Source organism: Pseudobacteroides cellulosolvens ATCC 35603 = DSM 2933, from assembly GCF_001262605.1.
GTDB classification, from domain to species: Bacteria; Bacillota; Clostridia; order Acetivibrionales; family DSM-2933; genus Pseudobacteroides; species Pseudobacteroides cellulosolvens.
On sequence record NZ_LGTC01000001.1, the window covers coordinates 5,449,361 to 5,467,429 of the forward strand.

General features: G+C 36.8%; 12 protein-coding genes and 1 other annotated feature. Of the genes, 4 read left to right on the forward strand and 8 right to left on the reverse strand.

The genetic code is table 11. From position 1 onward, the window contains the following. Positions 1–55: 55 nt before the first annotated feature. The gene (locus Bccel_RS22575; protein ID WP_036935615.1) at positions 56–1,135 is read right to left on the reverse strand and encodes a PRK06851 family protein; all 1,080 of its coding nucleotides are present in this window, start codon (positions 1,133–1,135) and stop codon (positions 56–58) included. A gap of 272 nt (positions 1,136–1,407) precedes the next feature. Here Bccel_RS22575 and Bccel_RS22580 point away from each other — a divergent pair, with 272 nt between their 5' ends. Together Bccel_RS22580 and Bccel_RS22585 are read left to right on the forward strand one after the other, a co-directional pair. Continuing rightward, a complete protein-coding gene (locus tag Bccel_RS22580; protein WP_036935613.1) occupies positions 1,408–1,623 on the forward strand; it encodes a hypothetical protein in 216 nt (71 codons plus the stop codon). A 185-nt stretch (positions 1,624–1,808) separates the two neighbouring features. Then, on the forward strand, positions 1,809–2,237 hold the full coding sequence (locus tag Bccel_RS22585) for a hypothetical protein (RefSeq protein ID WP_036935611.1): 429 nt from the start codon (positions 1,809–1,811) through the stop codon (positions 2,235–2,237). 94 nt (positions 2,238–2,331) lie between these two features. On the opposite strand, the gene Bccel_RS22590 is transcribed toward Bccel_RS22585, so the two are convergent. Both Bccel_RS22590 and Bccel_RS22595 read right to left on the reverse strand, forming a co-directional pair. Then, the gene (locus Bccel_RS22590; protein WP_036935609.1) at positions 2,332–4,863 is read right to left on the reverse strand and encodes an AMP-binding protein; all 2,532 of its coding nucleotides are present in this window, start codon (positions 4,861–4,863) and stop codon (positions 2,332–2,334) included. Positions 4,864–5,014: 151 nt separating this feature from the next. Then, positions 5,015–5,279, reverse strand: a binding site (T-box leader). A 109-nt stretch (positions 5,280–5,388) separates the two neighbouring features. Beyond that, positions 5,389–6,279, reverse strand: coding sequence for a site-2 protease family protein (locus Bccel_RS22595; RefSeq protein ID WP_036935607.1), 891 nt, complete (start codon positions 6,277–6,279; stop codon positions 5,389–5,391). 447 nt (positions 6,280–6,726) lie between these two features. On the opposite strand from Bccel_RS22595, the gene Bccel_RS22600 reads away from it, so the two are divergent. Beyond that, on the forward strand, positions 6,727–11,430 hold the full coding sequence (locus Bccel_RS22600; protein WP_036935605.1) for a carbohydrate-binding protein: 4,704 nt from the start codon (positions 6,727–6,729) through the stop codon (positions 11,428–11,430). Positions 11,431–11,598: 168 nt separating this feature from the next. Here Bccel_RS22600 and Bccel_RS22605 read toward each other — a convergent pair whose 3' ends face one another. Continuing rightward, a complete protein-coding gene (locus Bccel_RS22605) occupies positions 11,599–13,140 on the reverse strand; it encodes a right-handed parallel beta-helix repeat-containing protein (RefSeq protein ID WP_050753746.1) in 1,542 nt (513 codons plus the stop codon). A 231-nt stretch (positions 13,141–13,371) separates the two neighbouring features. Between Bccel_RS22605 and Bccel_RS22610 the strand changes: the two genes are divergently transcribed. Beyond that, positions 13,372–14,343 carry a dockerin type I domain-containing protein gene (locus tag Bccel_RS22610; protein ID WP_036935603.1) on the forward strand — a complete coding sequence of 324 codons (972 nt, stop codon included), beginning with the start codon at positions 13,372–13,374 and terminating at the stop codon, positions 14,341–14,343. A gap of 141 nt (positions 14,344–14,484) precedes the next feature. Here the strand turns inward: Bccel_RS22610 and Bccel_RS22615 are convergent, their stop codons facing one another. The 4 genes from Bccel_RS22615 to Bccel_RS22630 form a co-directional block, all read right to left on the reverse strand. Beyond that, positions 14,485–15,225 (reverse strand): acyl-[acyl-carrier-protein] thioesterase, encoded by a 741-nt coding sequence (locus Bccel_RS22615; RefSeq protein WP_036935601.1) that lies wholly within the window; start codon positions 15,223–15,225, stop codon positions 14,485–14,487. A 126-nt stretch (positions 15,226–15,351) separates the two neighbouring features. Beyond that, the gene (locus tag Bccel_RS22620) at positions 15,352–16,845 is read right to left on the reverse strand and encodes a phytoene desaturase family protein (RefSeq protein ID WP_036935598.1); all 1,494 of its coding nucleotides are present in this window, start codon (positions 16,843–16,845) and stop codon (positions 15,352–15,354) included. A 228-nt stretch (positions 16,846–17,073) separates the two neighbouring features. Next, a complete protein-coding gene (locus Bccel_RS22625; protein ID WP_036935596.1) occupies positions 17,074–17,505 on the reverse strand; it encodes a hypothetical protein in 432 nt (143 codons plus the stop codon). A 188-nt stretch (positions 17,506–17,693) separates the two neighbouring features. Then, complete coding sequence (locus Bccel_RS22630; RefSeq protein WP_050753747.1) at positions 17,694–18,026, reverse strand: L,D-transpeptidase; 333 nt, start codon at positions 18,024–18,026, stop codon at positions 17,694–17,696. Positions 18,027–18,069: the final 43 nt, after the last annotated feature.

Below are 18,069 nucleotides of genomic sequence, written 5' to 3' on the forward strand. Positions count from 1 at the left end.
GAATTTAGGGGACTTATTTTAAGGTAAGTCCCCTTTGGCATACATCATACTCTGCCTATGACTTAATTCTAGCTAATATTTTTTCGTAAAACTTATCAATTTCATCGAATCTTATATTAGGCACAAAATAAGTTTCAAGTTCATCGTGTAAAGCCTTTGCCCTCTTGATGGTTTGAAGGCCATTAGACAAAAGGTGCTCGAAATCCTTGAGATTTTGATCCAGATCACCCTTATAATGCATCAATATATCTTTGTCCATATAAGACAGTATATCAATGACAACAAACTTCTTCACTGATGAATCATGATAGCTGTTGGTTGTAGTAAATGCCAAGTTCATGTCCGGAATAACCAGATGGTCAAGCTTGTAAGGGTTTAATGCACAATAATAAGCTTCAACATAGTAACCTCTCTCTATTGCAGCCGTCTTGACCTTTTCAAGGATCTTATCCTCACCGGTTCCCAAATCACCTTTAATTTCATAAACCTTTTCAGTCGTCAATATAGTATCCAGATAATTACAAAGGCCATCAGGAGTCATAGCACTTGCAAACATGCTCCTAAGCTTTCCATTTCCCCCCACTGGAACGCCATTAAACAAGTCACTGATAAGCTTATCAGTTAATTTATTCACTTCTCCTTTATTAAGTGCCTCAGAATAAATCCCTGCACTTCCCTCATAAATTGAATAAGCAGCCTTTAAATACTTATATGCTCTTGAAAATATGTACCCTATCTCGTTATTGGTCCTGATAATTTTGTCCTTGTTTGCACGTATGCCCTCTTCATTCCAAAAATCCCCGAAATTCAGGATTTCATCCACTGCTCCAGGGTTTTTGGGATCTACTATGTGTGGTGCAGTACCGTCAACAAACACAATTTTGAGCTCAGGAATTTTAACTCCGTCCAATGAGTTATTGTCGGATGAACAATGCAAATATTCCACATCATAACCTCTGCTTTGCATTTGTGCCCCTATTTTTTTCATGAACGTGGATTTTCCAACACCAGGTCCACCCTTGATCACAAAAATTCTATTAGCCTCTTCCTGAGTCATAATGTTGCTGTAATAGCTAAAAAAACCAAGAGATGTATTCCCTCCCGGAAAAAGGTCCTTAGTTTTGCCCTGAGACATAATAATCCCCTCCATTAGGTTAATATTGCAGCCTCTTCACTGCAATATTAATATATGTATCAGTGTGCAATTTGGGAATTATTTAAGCTTTTGAGTTTTAACATATTTCGTTATATAAGGCAAGTATTAAAATTCTTCGTACTATTGTAAAAATTTTCTTAATGCTATACTAAAAATGTAAACAAGATCTTGTTCATACATTAGCACTAAATTTAGTCCTATTTATGAAATAATAGCCTACCATAATATTATTTATTGAAAGGATGATAATTATGATTACAAGAATCTTTAGCAAAAGAAATTTTGTTGTTTCACTTGCTTTAACAGCAGTTTTGTCTTCATTCAGTTTTAACTCTCATGCATTATACGAAAGCTACCCATATAATGACGGCACTCAGGTAAAACAATATGTCAGCACAGCCAAAATCAATGACATCGCAGCCACAGAAAGTTCTTTTATGAATATAACTCCGGCAGTTTCAGCTTAATAATAACAGGTAAGGTTAATGTTGCTGAAAACATTGATTACACAGGCAATGATTTTGGTGTAATTGCTTCTGATAATGATTCAAAAAGAATTTACTTTAACTGCATGAATGAAAGTTCCAATTATATTTCTTATCCAACAGGTGTTTCAACTGTTTATGCAATTAATGGAAGAATTAACTGAGAAATGGGCCCAAGCGGCAACTACGAACCAGCATTATATATTTATCTTAGCACACCAGGCAAAAATTATGGTTATAAAATAAAAGAATATAAATACTTTGCCAGCAACAAAAGCTTGAGTTTTATGAAAGAATATCAAACGTCATATACTGAAAGAGGAGGTTTTGCATATGTAAATAACTCCAAAATTGTTGGTATAGATTATTACCAACCATACTTTGAAACTAAAACAGAGATTGATGGAGCAACAACCTCCGATAAGAGCCTTCCTTCCGGTTATAACTGCCATGGATATGTGCCATCGGGAAGCAGCACTGTGGCTGTACTAGCACCAAAAAAACTGGCTTTTGGCAATGGCTACTATTATGCAATAGTAAATAGAAGTTCCAGTATTGATATCGTAAGACTCACTGAGGCTTCTCTAAGGTTTTAAGTCTCAGAATTCCTAAATAAGAACAAAATCACGAAGCGATATTGCAACCTAAATGAGCAGGGGAGCCAAGCTCCCCCGCTCATCTATTATTCCATCATGCAGTAACAATACTGCTATCTGCTTGTAGTCCAAGCTTTTCAACCGCTTGTTCACGCATTTTATACTTCATAATCTTACCTGCAGCATTCATCGGAAACTCTGTTACAAAATCAATGTACCGAGGTGTTTTATGCTTCGCCATGTGCGAGCGGATGTAATCCTTAAGCTCATCAACAGTGAGGTTTTCACCTTCCTTAAGTATGACGCATGCCATAATTTCTTCGCCATATTGCTTATCAGGCACCCCAATAACTTGAACGTCCTTAACTTTTGGATGTGTATATATGAAATCTTCAATCTCCTTGGGATAAATGTTCTCCCCGCCTCGAATAATCATATCCTTTATACGGCCGGTAATTTTGTAGTATCCATTTTCATCACATCTTGCCAAATCCCCGGTATGGAGCCATCCATCTTCATCAATTGCTGCTGCAGTTGCCTCGGGCATCTTGTAATAACCCTTCATAATATTGTAACCGCGGGCAACAAATTCGCCATCTGTGTTAGGCGGTAAATCTTTTCCTGTTTCAGGATCAACAATTTTACATTCAACTCCTGGAAGTGCACGTCCTACAGTATTGACTCGGAGCTCAATTGAGTCATGAACACGGCTCTGGGTACAGCCAGGTGAAGATTCTGTCTGTCCAAACACTATTGTAATCTCATTCATGTTCATTTTGTCAACTACATCCTGCATAACCTTTACTGGGCATGGGCTTCCTGCCATTATACCTGTTCTCATATTAGAGAAATCTGTCTTTGGAAAATCCTCATGCTCAAGCATTGCGATAAACATAGTTGGAACACCATGGAATGCAGTGATCTTTTCTTTATTAATACATTCAAGGGATTGCTTGGGAGAAAAATACGGTATAGGAGACATGGTAACACCATGGGTCATTGAAGCTGTCATTGCAAGCACCATACCGAAGCAGTGAAACATCGGTACATGGATCATCATACGGTCAGCAGTTGAAAGATCCATACAATCCCCAATATTCTTACCATTGTTTACAACATTATAATGGGTAAGCATAACACCCTTAGGGAACCCAGTGGTTCCTGAAGTGTACTGCATATTACACACATCGTGCCTGTTTATGGAAAGTGCACGGCGGTAGACCTCCTCAATGGGGACTCTTTCAGCCATAGCATTAGCTTCTTCCCATGTAAGGCAACCTTTCTGCCTTGAGTCTACAGTAATTATATTACGCAGGAAAGGCAATCTCTTTAAATATAGAGGTTTGCCTGCTTCAGCAGTTTCAAGCTCCGGACAAAGCTCCTTAATGATACCGACATAGTCTGAATCCTTGTAGCCATCAATCATAACAAGTGTATGGGTATCTGATTGACGAAGGAGGTATTCTGCCTCATATATCTTGTAAGCAGTATTTACAGTTACAAGCACAGCCCCTATCTTTGTAGCTGCCCAGAACGTAATAAACCATTGTGGAACATTGGTTGCCCAAATAGCAACATGATCTCCCTGCTTCACACCCAGTGCAATGAGGGTACGTGCAAACCTATCAACATCATCACGGAATTCTGAATAGGTTCTGGTATAATCCAATGTTGTATATCTGAATGCATACTGATCTGGAAACTCATCTACCATTCTATCAAGCACTTGTGGAAATGTGAGGTCAATAAGTGTGTCCTTTTCCCAAACATATTTTCCTGTCTTTGCATTATTGTCGAAAAGACGGCCTTTTACAGCACTTTCTTCAGTATAGCGACTCATATAGTTAGCAAAATTAGGGAACACAACACCGGCATCATCAAGATCAGCTGCCCAGCGTTTAACCCATTCAAGCGAAACATATCCTTCGTAGTTAATTGAACGCAATGCCCTCATCATTTCATCGATAGGTAAATCCCCTTCTCCCATCATGCGATATTTAGGTTTACCGTCTTCCATTACCGAATCCTTGATATGAACATACTTAATATAAGCACCAAGGTTTTGTACAGTCTTTCCAGGTTTCTCACCTGCAAACCTGTAAGGATGATGCATATCCCACAATGCGGCAACAGCGTCACTTGCCACCTGGTTTAGAAGTTTACAGAGGCGTTCAGTGTCCGAATATACTCCATTCGTTTCTACCAACAATGTCACACCATGTTCTTCCGCCGCTGGAATAAGTCTTTGCAGTGCAGCAAGAACAATACTATCATCAACTTCGCCGTTTGGTCCCGGCTCTGCATCAGCTAAAATACGGATATAAGGCGTACCAAGTTTGGAAGCCAACATGATGTAATGCATAATCTCTTCATGGTTTTTCTCGGCATTTTCAGCGTACTTCAAGCAGCATCCGGAAGATAAACATGGAATTTCAAGACGTAACTCAGAAAGCTTTTTCACAGTCTGTGGAAGCTGGGATTCAGTGAAAGGCTGTGCCTGTACAGCAAAAATCTCGTTACCTAGTCCACGGATTTCTATGCCATCAAAGCCAAGATCCTTAGCCATGGAATAGATATCGTTCCAACTAAAGTCGGGACAACCGAGGGTTGAAAACGCAAGTTTCATAAAAAAATTCCTCCTAAAAGTTTCTGGGCCCGTTAACTAATCCGGTCCGCATATTTTTCATATTTAATAAAGTTTAAAATTAAAAATTAAAAAATTTGAAAGACATAATAATTCCCTAGAAATCAAAAAAGCCTCCGTCACTAACACATTTGTTAGAGACGAAAGCATTAAACTCCCGTGGTACCACTCTTATTGGTATAGAAATACCCACTTTTTGACATCATGACTAATGTCCTCTCGTATAACGGCGAGAAACCCGTTCCCACTTACTCACTTCATCTGCCATAATGGCCTATGCAGCTTTAGGCTAACTGCTCAAGGGTGAGTTCACATTCTGCTCTGTGCACTGTTTTCCAGCATTCAACAGCTCTCTATAGCATCATAACGCAGCGTTTATTCCCTATCAACGCATTTAATAATATTTTTGTAAAGTTAATTTTACATTTTTATTATCTAATATTTAATATTTTTTTAGATATGTTATCAAATTTTTTAACTGTTGTCAATTTGGATTTTAGTCATGCCTTATCTTTTAAAATCATAAATTTGATATATTTCAAAGATACTTGCTCCTAAAAAGATCACAAGCCCAAAATATAAACCACCTATAAGCTTCCTCTTACTGGCATCTATATTGAAGTATGACTTATCTGGGTTTTTCCAATATGATATTATCTGAATTACCCCCAAAATAAGTATAAATATCATCATTGGACTTCTTGTAAAAATCGCAGCCAATCCCATTAGTGCCATACCTACAAACCATATTTTTGGTGATAAGCCTGAAATAATTCTGCCTCCATCCAATGGGGTAATCGGTATGAGATTGAATAGGTTGAGAATAAGACCAACATAGGCTAAAAACAACATTGATTTGCTTCCTGTCAGTGCATAAACTCCCAGACATAAGAACGCACCCAAACTTCCCAAGAGCGGTCCGCCAAAAGCAACCTTTACCTCAACTTCAACGTTCTTAGGCATTTCTTTCATTGAAATAAACGCACCTACAAATGGAATAAACACCGGTGCTGATACGTTTAATCCAGACTTTTTTGCTGTCAGGTAATGGCCCATTTCATGAACGAGTATAAGCATTACAATCCCAACCCCAACTAAAACCCCATATCTTTGAACCTCTACCACTATCATTAAGAGCATTGATCCAAATGTAGCAGCAAGCTTTCCAAGCTTTAAAAAAACGAGTAAAAATTTAAGTTTGCCTAGCAAAAACAGTAAAACCCATTTGAACTTCAATAAAATAAAGATCAATCCTCCTACACCTGCTAAGGCAGCACTTTTCTTAGCGGATGTATTCTTTACTGGTTTATCCAGTATATCATACATATTATCCGTTTCCTCAGGTTTGAAGGTATTGTAGCTTTTGTAAGCCTCATTATCGTTGTCATTATATCCCATAAAAAAAATCCTCCCTGAAAAGTTCATTAAAGTGCTCATTTATATTCATTATACCTGAGCTTAAACTAATTCACAATAAACTAAAAAGTACGCAAAAATGAATTCTATTTACATAGACATAATAAAATGATATAATTATTTTAGGAATGTATTATCTATTATTTTTTATTTTTTGGGAATATTTCACTTCAATAATATCAAAGAGATTGTTTTTCGATTAATTTAGGAGTTTACTTTTCTTCGTTTTCATTTTAGTTTTAATGCATAATCACCAATCATAGCTTTTTATATTAATATTCAGTTTGATTATACAATTACACATTAGCCCTATTCAATATCAAATTTATTTTATTTTTTTGTCTTATTGTTTTGTTTTATTTTATTATTTTTTGTGTTGCAATTAAGTGGTAATGTCTATAAATATTAAGTTCTTAGGAGGAATTAATTATGCTAAAAAGAAGTAAACTGTTTACATGGCTCCTATGCCTAATTTTCTTCTTTGTACAATTCGCGGTCCCCTTCAATTTGATTCCACTATTTAACGGCAATGTATATGCGGCAACTAATTCGCTGCAGGTACAATTTTTCAACAACAATAAAGGTGGTGCTTCAATAGTAGCATATCCTCAGTTCAAGATAACCAATACCGGTACAAATGCAATAAACTTTTCTGATATCAAATTAAGATATTACTATACTATAGACGGTGAGGCTCCACAGGTATTTTACTGTGATTGGTCAACATTATCAATAAGCAATATTATCGGAAAATTTGTAAAAATGCCTAATCCCCAGTCAGATGCCGACTATTATTTTGAAATAGGTTTTAACTCTTCAAACAGCTTTGAAGCAGGAAGCTCAATAGTTATCCAAACAAGGTTTAACAAAACAGACAATACTGGTTATAATCAAAACAATGATTACTCTTTTAATAACTATGCAACAAACTATGTTGACTGGACAAAAGTAACAGCCCATATTGGAAGCACTCTGGTTTGGGGTTCAATTCCGGGAGGTTCATCAAATATAGTTTCTACTGCTGTGCCTTCCTATACAAATACTCCAACAGCTACTCCAACCCCAATACCAGCTTCACAGGTACCAGTAAGAAGTGCTTTTTCAAGAATAGAAGCAGAAAGCTATAACATTTTAGGCTCTACTACTATGAAAAAAATAGATCTAGGCAATAATCAATATAGTATGGGATATATTTATGGCGGCAATTATATGGTATATCAAAATATAGACTTTGGAAATGGTGGAGTAGCATCATTCAAGGTACATGCTGCATTTAACTACCAATCAATCAGCTATATTGATATAAAATTAGACAGTCAATATGGTACCACAATAGGTACTGTGGCAATCGGTCCTACAGGTAACTGGAATATTTATCAGGATAGTTCTTGTAATTTATCAAATATCTCAGGAATACGCACTGTCTATCTGGTATTTACAGGAGGTATGGATGTTGACTGGTTTACATTTTCAACGACAGTTGCTCCAACTCCAACAGCAACCAAAACTCCTACTCCGACCAGAACATCAACTCCTACTCCGACCGCAACTTCTACATCTACACCCACTTACATATCAAATAATACTCCAACAACAGCACCAAGCAATTTCTCAACTCCAACTAAAGCACCAACCCCTACTCCGACCAAAACATTGGCTCCAACTAGTACTCCCACAGTAACAGCAACATCGACCCCAATTCCAACCCCAACTCCAACAGCAACTGTACAGGCATCCCAAAATAATGCCTTTTCAAGGTTAGAGGCTGAGAACTATAGCAGTTCCAATGTCACAAGCATTCAAAAAATTAGCACTATTAATGGCGGAAGCGGTGTTGGTTATATAAACAGCGGCAACTACCTTGTATTTAGAAATGTTAACTTCGGAAGCAATGCAGTATCATTCAAAGCTTTTGTTGCAAATGGGAATACCACTACAACTAATATTGATATAAAATTAAATAGTACAAGCGGTACAATTGTAGGTACCTTGTCTATATCTCCAACTGGAGGCTGGAATACATATGTAGAAAAAACCTGCAACACTACCATTTCTTCAGGCACTTATGATCTTTATCTTGTATTTTCAGGTTCAGTAAATATTGACTGGTTTATGTTTTATCCAGGCAGCACAGCCGCTCCTACTTATACTCCAACAGCAACTCGAGTAAATACTCCAACAAATGCACCTGCAAATACACCTACAAGTACTCCTACGAGCATCCCGACACCAACTAAGATCGCTTTGCCGACACCAACCATGCAAAATATTGCCTTGAATAAAATGGCAATATCAGATTCACAGTATTATAATTATAATACTGGATACAGTTACTACCCGACATATATGAACAATCCTATTAATCCTTTTAGTCCGAATTTAGGCTATAATGATAACCCTAACCCGGCTCCAAATAATTTCTTTGCAAACTATGCAGTTGACGGAAACACTTCTACAAGATGGTGTGCTGCAAATGATGATGGAGGCCATTATCTCCAGATAGACCTTGGTGGATTTTATAATATAGCAGGTACGGAAGTTAACTGGAAAAAGAATGCTGGCACAGTAAACAAGTACAAAATAGATGTATCATCAAACACTATTCAATGGGTTATGAAGGTTGACAGATTCAATAATACTGAGTCAGATGATATACAAACAGATAATTTTCTGGCAAATGGTGTACGTTATGTTCGAATTACAGTAACTGGATTGGAAGGTGGCTCATGGGCGAGCATAAATGAGTTTAAGATATTTAATAATAGTAATGTGAAGCCAGCCAATGCTCCTATACCTATACCTAAAGAAACCATAACTCCTACTCCTATACAAACAAATACTCCAAGTGTATCAAACAGCAGCCAGACTCCAAAACCTACCAGCACTATAGCAATTGCATCAGCTACTGCTACAGCTACTCCTACTGCTACAGCTACTCCTGCACCAACCGGTACAAGTGGGGATATCGTACTTCCTTCCCCTGAACCGCCGGATAGCGTAGTAGCCAACTTAGCACCTGTAGTTCCTGATGATATTAATTTATTGAATGTTTCACGTATAGCACCTGCAACTGCACTTCCCACTTTGAAACCTTTTGATACTCAAAGTCTGGACTACTCATTAGCAAGTAATGTTCAAATCCAGGCACAGAAGAAAAATAAGGAAATTATATTGGCACTGGATACCTCTGCAAGTATGGGAGCGACCAACGGCACTGAATCATTAAATGAAGATATCTTTAAATATACACTTTTTGCTGGAGAAACTGATACTTCATTAGATAAAAGAAAACAACTATATTTTGAATCTTCAGGTATAAACGTAAAAGGCCGCATTCATTCCAACAGTAAAATAAATATTGAAACTTCATGGGACTCATCAACTTTTGAGGGTGATATTGAAGCTGTATCATCGTTATTTGCAACGTATGGCAGTTCTAAATTTATAGGCGGAACCCTTTCAGGAAGTTCTGTTTCTACCGATGGTTGTACATTGATAAGCGGAGCATCTCATAAAGTCCCTGGTAATATTCCTGTAATAACAGGTATGGCTTCCCTTCCTCTGGATTCACTAAAGCAGGATGCTCAGGCACGTGGTGTGTATTACCCATCTCCCACCATGGCACCAACTGGTCAAACATTGAACTTTAATTCTCCGGTTTATGCAGAAAAAACCTTGTTAATCTCAGTTGACACGTATAAAGGAAATGGGTTAGTTGCAGCCAAGGAGAAGATTACCATTCAAGGTAAGGATGTATCTCAAGATGCAGGTTCATCCATGTGTATTTACTCAGGTGGTGACGTTGAGATACAATGTGAGAACGGAAGTATGAACGGAATTATATATGCACCTAACGGCAATGTATATCTAAGCGGTTCAAACTTTAAAATTAACGGAAAAATCATTGCAAAATCTATAACTTCTTGTACATATGGAATCACTATAATAGACCAAGGCCATGCTAATTTAGTTGATGGACTTAAAGAATACTTCGACTCCAGCCTCCTAGAAGAAAAAGATGCAGCTAAAGCTTTCATCGATAGATTCGCTGGTACCGATACCAGAATTGGTATTATAAGCTACGCAAAAACTGCTGTTGTTGCTATGGACTCATATAATAATGCATTGTTCTCTTTATCACGCCCGGCTAATGTTGCTTTTTTAAAGGCATACATCGACAAACTGCAGCCTAAGAGTGAATTCATTGAAGGAACAAGTACTCCTATGAGAAATATAGGCGATGGAATGAGAAGAGCTTATTACGTGCTTGACAATTCACCTGATATTAATGCATCAAAATTTGTTGTAGTCTTTGCAGACGGTGCAGCAAATGTAAGAACAATAGATGATCCTTTTACCAATAACCCGTTTATTATCGACGGTGACGCACAGTATGTAGCAGTTGACCTGCCGCCGCCTGCACCTTTATTGGGAACTGCTGGAGGTTATGCATCATATATTGGCGGAATGATGAGGAGTAATTATCAGAAAATATACTTTGTCAGCATGTCAGGTGCAGTTCCACAATTAGAGGACATATCTGTTGCAAGCGGATCAAGTATAGCATCAACTCCTAAGCATTACTATATCAATGCATCACCTGAAACTATATTAACCGTTACAAATTCAGCTGCTACAAGTATATATAATGATGTGCAATACTTTGAATATGCAGACGACCTGCAGTTTTCAATGGCTTCATTTAATGAAATCTTCCCTGTAGGAGTCACAGTAGTCTCAGTTGCTGCACCTTATGATTATTTTACAATTACCAAAATAGATTCAGGCCCTGATAAAGGAAGATATCAGGTCAGTGCAAATATCAACGGACTGGTACTTCATAAAGTCAGCCAAAATAGTGATGGCCTAGGCACATATAAGCTTATGGCTCAAAAAATAAGTATCGATGAAAATGGTGTTACATCCATTGCACTGGAGCCTGTTAAAAAGATTACCATTAAAGTGAAATTTTCAGCAAAAGGTACGATAAAAAAAGTTTCACCTAAATTGTTCTATTCAGAAGTCAATTTCAACGACAACAAGATAGATTACATTGACTATTTCGGTAATGATGGATCAATTGGTGCACAAAACTACCAGCAAAGGGTGTACTTCTCACCCGACGTCATGTAATTTATTAGCTACATGATGTATCATAAAAATCCGGGCTAATAAGACGTTTGTCAGAAGGCTGTTGCAAAGCAGTATTTAATCACATCATATTGTGCAATTTTTACATATGATGTAGTTATTAAATACATTTTGCAGCAGCCTCTTTAATTGTAATCTTACTTGGAAATGTTAAATATTAGGATCACTACTAAGCCAATCACTGAAGTTTATGCCTTTACCGACCTTGTCTCCGCTGCCAATCCAAGCTTGACTTGTCTCATCATATACGGATGGACCATCAGCAGAACCCCAATAGCTGCTACTCAAGTCATGTACTATTTCCGAAGGCTTATTATTGTATGCTCCATAGATTGTGTTGTTTACAAAAGAGTTGTAATAAAGAAATGATGGCTGGATAGTATCAAAATACAACCCATATCCGCAATTCGCAAGTTTACAGTTTGTCAGTGAAACTGTCCCGTACACTTCAATACCTTTCGAACAACGCTCAAAATTTACGGATGTTCCATAAAATGTGCCGGAACTTGCCACTATTATTCCAGGAGCAGAAATTCTGGGTGATCCAATATATTTTGCGGTAATTTCTGTATGTCCTTGTTTGTATTCCACATTTTCCAGAAAGAATTGGGGTAAGCCTGCAATTTTTACATCTTTTCTTCCATTGACCTTAAGGGATTCTGCCATAATTATGGTTATTATCCTTGGACAATCGGATTTATGATTCTCAAATGTGCAGTTATCGGTACATTTTTCTATGAGCGTATTTACTCCTCTTATAGTTGGATTCCTCATGTTTCCTGGTTCTGTTGTTACAAAGTCACCTATTTTCAGTGAATCGGAATATCCATTTATTATCTTATCCTCAAAGCTACTTGCACCTGTACCTCCAAGTGCCAATGCATCAAAATTTCCACAATACTGACCGCCTGCACCATATTTGAGAATGTATGATCTTCCTATAATCAAATCCTGTTTTTCTATCCCAAAAGGCCTTACACCAGAAGATAATCCTGAATCGGCTTCACAATCAGTTATGCTGCTATTTGCCAAAGCAACCTGTCCACTACTGTATATAGCGTTGGAGCAGTATTTTATTACCGAATCTGAACCACTGACAAAACCTGTGGCTTCCACATTGATTCCATTGAGGCTCCCATGGCTAATCTGAGTAAAATAAATATCCAATGTGCCCTGCACGTTAAAAATCTTTTTTCCATACATTAATTTTGTATAACTGGCAGTAAAATTTCCGGTTGCTGAAATATCTATCATATTCCAGTAACAGCCGGAACCGGTTATACCGCCTCCACCAAGATCAGGGTCGTCAATAGATGTAAAAACAACATTTTCCAGCTCTGTTCCCCGGGCACTTACACTTCCATCAACTTGTATAACAGCACCAGGATACATTTTTATAATAACCCCGCTGTTAATAGTTAGAGATACATCCTTATCTATTATTAGCTTATCTTTAATTATATATGGATTGCCCGATGAATCCCATATAGTATTGCTTGTTATTACAGCATTGGATAATTCTGTTGATAAGGAAACTGGTGTTAAAGGAACCTGTGAAGATAGAGGTGTTGTAGAAGGTACAGGAGTTGCAGTATCAGGTGACTTCTTTGCAATTACCACCTGGGTACAAAACAATAAAAACAAAAGTAAAAACAGCAAAATACTTGAAAGAACTTTACGCTTTTCTGACATAAAAACTTCCTCCTTTTTTATATTGCTGATTAAGTTGATTACAAAAATTATATTTCATTTTACTTCCTTGTTCAATACTTTTATTATATGTGCTGTTTTACTTCATTTAGATTTTTTCGGGATTATTTACAAGACACACTATACAAGTGCTATGATATCACTGAAAAATGTAGTAAAATGGATAATAGATAAACTATCTAAGTTAATGGTAGAAACGGGGGGTATCATTATATGAGATATAAGTGTACAATTAAAAAACTGGCAGTCTCAGTGATAACTGCAGTCGTTATCTTATCAACTAATTTTGCAACACCATTTATTCACACTGATTCAGACTATAAAGTGTTTGGATTTGTAAGCACTGATGTTAATTCTCTAAAGGGAGGAATTAAAGTTGATTTGGGGTCTACAGGGCTTTCTACTGTTACTGATCAAAGAGGTTACTTTGAATTTAACAAAGTGCCATATGGTGTGTATACTCTGAAAGCATCAAAAAAAGGCCTTATAAAAAGGAATGTCACTGTATATGCATATGAAGATGTTATGGTATCAAGCTCGGATTACCCTGTACGGCTATGGGTTGGAGATTTTAATCAAGACAGCAGTATCAATATGGCAGATGTTTTGGAGATATCTAAGTCCTTTAATTCAACCGTCGGTGATCCGCTTTATATTTCAGATAATGACCTTGACAGTGATGGAGTTATAAACTTGAAGGAAGTAATGCTGATTGCAAGAAGATTTAATATGACAAGTTTCGATTATGCTAATCAGACAGCCCAAAAAAACGAAATAACCCCCGAAGGCATATTTGAAGAAACAGGATGCCGCGTTTTTAAATTGACTGATCCTCATGACTGTGAATCATATGTTTTATGTGATGATGAATTTATACATATAGGAGTGGGTTTTGCGGGATTTGGAGTAACTGATATTGAGACATGTGATTTTGATGCTGCCGGAAAAAAGGACCTAATTTATGTATACTCCTTCGGATCAGGCATTCATAGGTCCCACATAGGAATACTCGACCTTGATGATAAAAAAGAAACAACTCTGGACTATGTTAATTTTGATGATGACATTATGCTTAAAAAAATATCGGATATATATTTTGAAGTCTATGATATGAATAATACTGATAGATTACTTGCCAAAGTAGGCCTGGTTGATGGAAAGATAATTGTGGAGAAAGTGATTTGAAATAACAAGAATGTATAGTTACGCTTAAAGGATGAGTTTAGATCATTGTAAAATCTATACACCACTGCCTGAAAACATTAATATCCTTTATTCCTTTAAGCATAACCTATTCATATGATAAATTATGCGTATCATAGTCTTCTATTTCATCTCAAACTCTATTTGTGACTTAAAAACTAATTTCCCGCTTTTTTCATTAATGCCCTCAATATATGACAGGCTTGTATTTGATGATACATCCTTATTTAGCACCAGCATATCTTCAGGCAAAGCCTCACTTATGTAGTTGATTTCGATTGATTTAACACCATATTTGCTGTGGCTTTCCACATCAAAGCAGTCCATGGCATAATCCACATATTTGGAATTGTTTATATGACCGTTCAAGTCTATATCGCTATAACCTATCCGCTTTTTATATACGATTTCCAATTCTCCTATTGCTTTTAACCTTCCAAATTTACAGTCAATGGCCCGTTCCTCTCTAATTGTAGAAGGATCATATGTTATAGAGTCGGCCTTTCTAATTTCTCTTGTTTTAATATCAAGAATAATCCATGTTGAAACAGCTGCCGCAATTACATTTCCATCAGAATCAAGTACACGGAAATCTCTTTCAAACTCCAATCTTTTATGCCCACGATGCCATGTCTCTATGGTAATTTCCTCGTTCAGTACAGGATTCCTGACAATCTCTACTCTAAAACGAGTTATAACCCATGTAATACCATATTTATCTATCAATGTATCAATTCCGATGCCAAGACTTTCCGCACCTATACTTGCAACATCCTGAAAATAATTGAACAGAGCACTCATTTTTAATGATTTTGTAAAATCAACATCGCTTATATTAATAGTATATTTCTTTTGACATATCATTTTTGCCACCTCAGGAGATTTTTATTATTTGAATTTACTTTCTGCATTCTTCCTAATATTAAAGAACCATATTCATTCACATAGGAATTATACCATATCAAATAAAAAAGTAGTAATTATGTTACACTATTTTGACGTTTTGAACTTATATTGCAGCTGGCTGCAAATTCTCTGTATAGTCCACCTGCCAGTCATTAGTGCAGTCGGGAGTCCTCCCGGAGCCATAGTCCACTGTCCTGTCATGAAGAAATTGTCCAATCCTTTTAAATTTCCAGGCATATACTTTATACTGTGCTTAGGTGTTATCATCCAAGACATCCATGAACCTCGCCAGGCATTACAATAGCGTACATATGTCAGCGGAGTTGCAACATCAACCTGCTCTATTTTCCCTTGGGTTTCAGGATATCGTTCTTCAATAGCTGTGCAGACCTCCTTAGCTATACGTTTTTTCTCGAAGTTGTAAGTCTCTTTGCTGCGATATGTTTGCTGCCACCAATCGAAGTCAGCATTCATTAATAAAGTGATAACCGATTTACCTTTTGGAGCAATAGACCTATCAAAGCAAAAATGCTTTACCCTTAATATTTCATTCCCAATACCGCCACCTGTATTTACTTTATTTGATGGCCTGAAGAATAAAAATTCAGGATATTTTGATAAATCACAATTAGCTCCTATGGATACCTGTATAGATGTATGAATTGGATATTCTTCACACACGGAATACAGCTTTTTAAGCCTTTCATCCATATATTTTCCATCAAGCATGTTCTGCAAGGTAGCATACCCGTCGGCAGCAGATATGACATAATCTGCTGACCTTCCACTTCCATCATCAAGTATAACTCCTGTGGCTTTTCCATTATCAACCTTAATTTTGTCTACCTTTGATTTATAATAAATTTTGCCACCAAGAGAATGGTATTTCTTTTCCATACGCAGAGCCATTCTCTTAGATCCTCCCATAGGCCAGCCGGAATCTCCCGAATTCATCGTTGAAAGCATTACAAGCATTGAAATAGCCTGGATATAAGGCGGCAACATATCCTTAAATGTATGCCGAATCAAGGGGTGTTTAAACTGTTCTGCAAATTCTTTTACTGTAATCGAAGTGTATTTTTTGAGTATCGGTACAAGCGGAAGTATTTTCATTATCTTTTTAATGTTATCTAGAATTGAATTCATATCACCGGGCTTATTAGGAGATATATCAAGCTTTCTCAGAACTCTAATGGCTTTGCATGTTTCAGAGATGGCTTTGCTGTCGCCTGGTGAAATCTCCAGTAAATATTTTTCCAGGCGGTCTGCATTCTTATATAAATTTAAAGTCTCACCACTTTCCTCAAAGCTACAATAACAATCATAGTTTACTATTTCAATGAAATCATCCAATGCACCTACTTCTCGCCACATTTTATTTAAATTTGTTTCAGGCTTGGTACCCATGAGCCAGTGGATGCATCCGTCAAAATGATACTCTCCCCTGTCCCATCCTGTGCATTCACCGCCTGGAATGGAATGCATCTCGTAAATTTCCGTCTCAAAACCATTTATCTGTCCGTAGATACCTGCTGTCATACCTGCAATTCCAGCCCCGATGATAATTATTTTCTTCATTTCGCACCTCCCAGCATAATTTTTTATTTATGTTATTCAATAGTTATTATGTAACCAGGTACATTTTGGTCATACAGATTATACCAAAAATTTTACACTAATACCATAATTTAATGCATTTATTGTTACATCATATTGAAATGAAAAAATAAAGGCACCGTTGTTTGCAGATGCCTTTATCCTCATGAATGCTTATTGAAGGTTTTTTGAGATATCTTTTAAAAATATTTATTGAAGATATTTTTTACATTCATCAACATTTCTTTGCTCAAATGTCAGCAGCCTATTAGCCAGATCAATTATTTCCTTATCTGCATTTGAGTACTCCTTCATCTTTTTTGTGATATCTACGATTCCCATTGTACTTCCTTGAATCATCATTTCTGATATATGCGAAGGAGATTTGTCTGTTAATGTCTTTAAATTTATTGCGATATGAGTTCTTGCTTTTGTAACAGCACCTATATCCTTAGGATCTTTACCAAGCCCATCCAGCTTCTCATTGGTTATATCATTTATCAGTCTGTACTCATCAAATTGTGACTTTAGCATATTTTTAAAGTCCTCATCCTTCACAATTCCAAGCAATTGCCGTATAGTATCCTGGCCCATTTCGGCATTCTGGTGAACATAATTTAAAAGTTCTACGTTTCCATCCATTAAAAGCACCTCTACCTAGTAGTATTTAGTCATTTCTTAGTATGCTCTTGAATTTTAAAATATATAACACTTTTCATCTATGGATACCGCTTGATAAGTGCATCCTTATGTGACAAGTTGTATTCATAAGCCAGAAGAAACATTCATGAGGCTTTAGATTTATTGCGTAAATAAACTAAATGTAGAATTTAATATATATATACAGGTGTTCCAATTGGAACCAGATTATAAAGCTCAGCCGCATCATTACTATACATTCGTACACATCCATGACTGACTGCTTGTGAAATGGACCACGGCTTATCGGTTCCATGAATTCCATAAATCCCCCATGGAACACTAAGCTGCATGAAGTGACCGCCAAACTGTGCACCCCATAATCCTTTTTTAGTTATAGTCCAGTTCCCGTGCGGAGTCGGCGTAGAGGGCTTTCCAACCGCAACAGGGTAATGCTTAATTAAATTATTGTCATTGAATAAAGATAGTATTCTTTTCTTTGTATTAATTTCTATCCTATACATAAAAACACTCCTCTCATTATAATTTATTCATAATGAGAAAGAG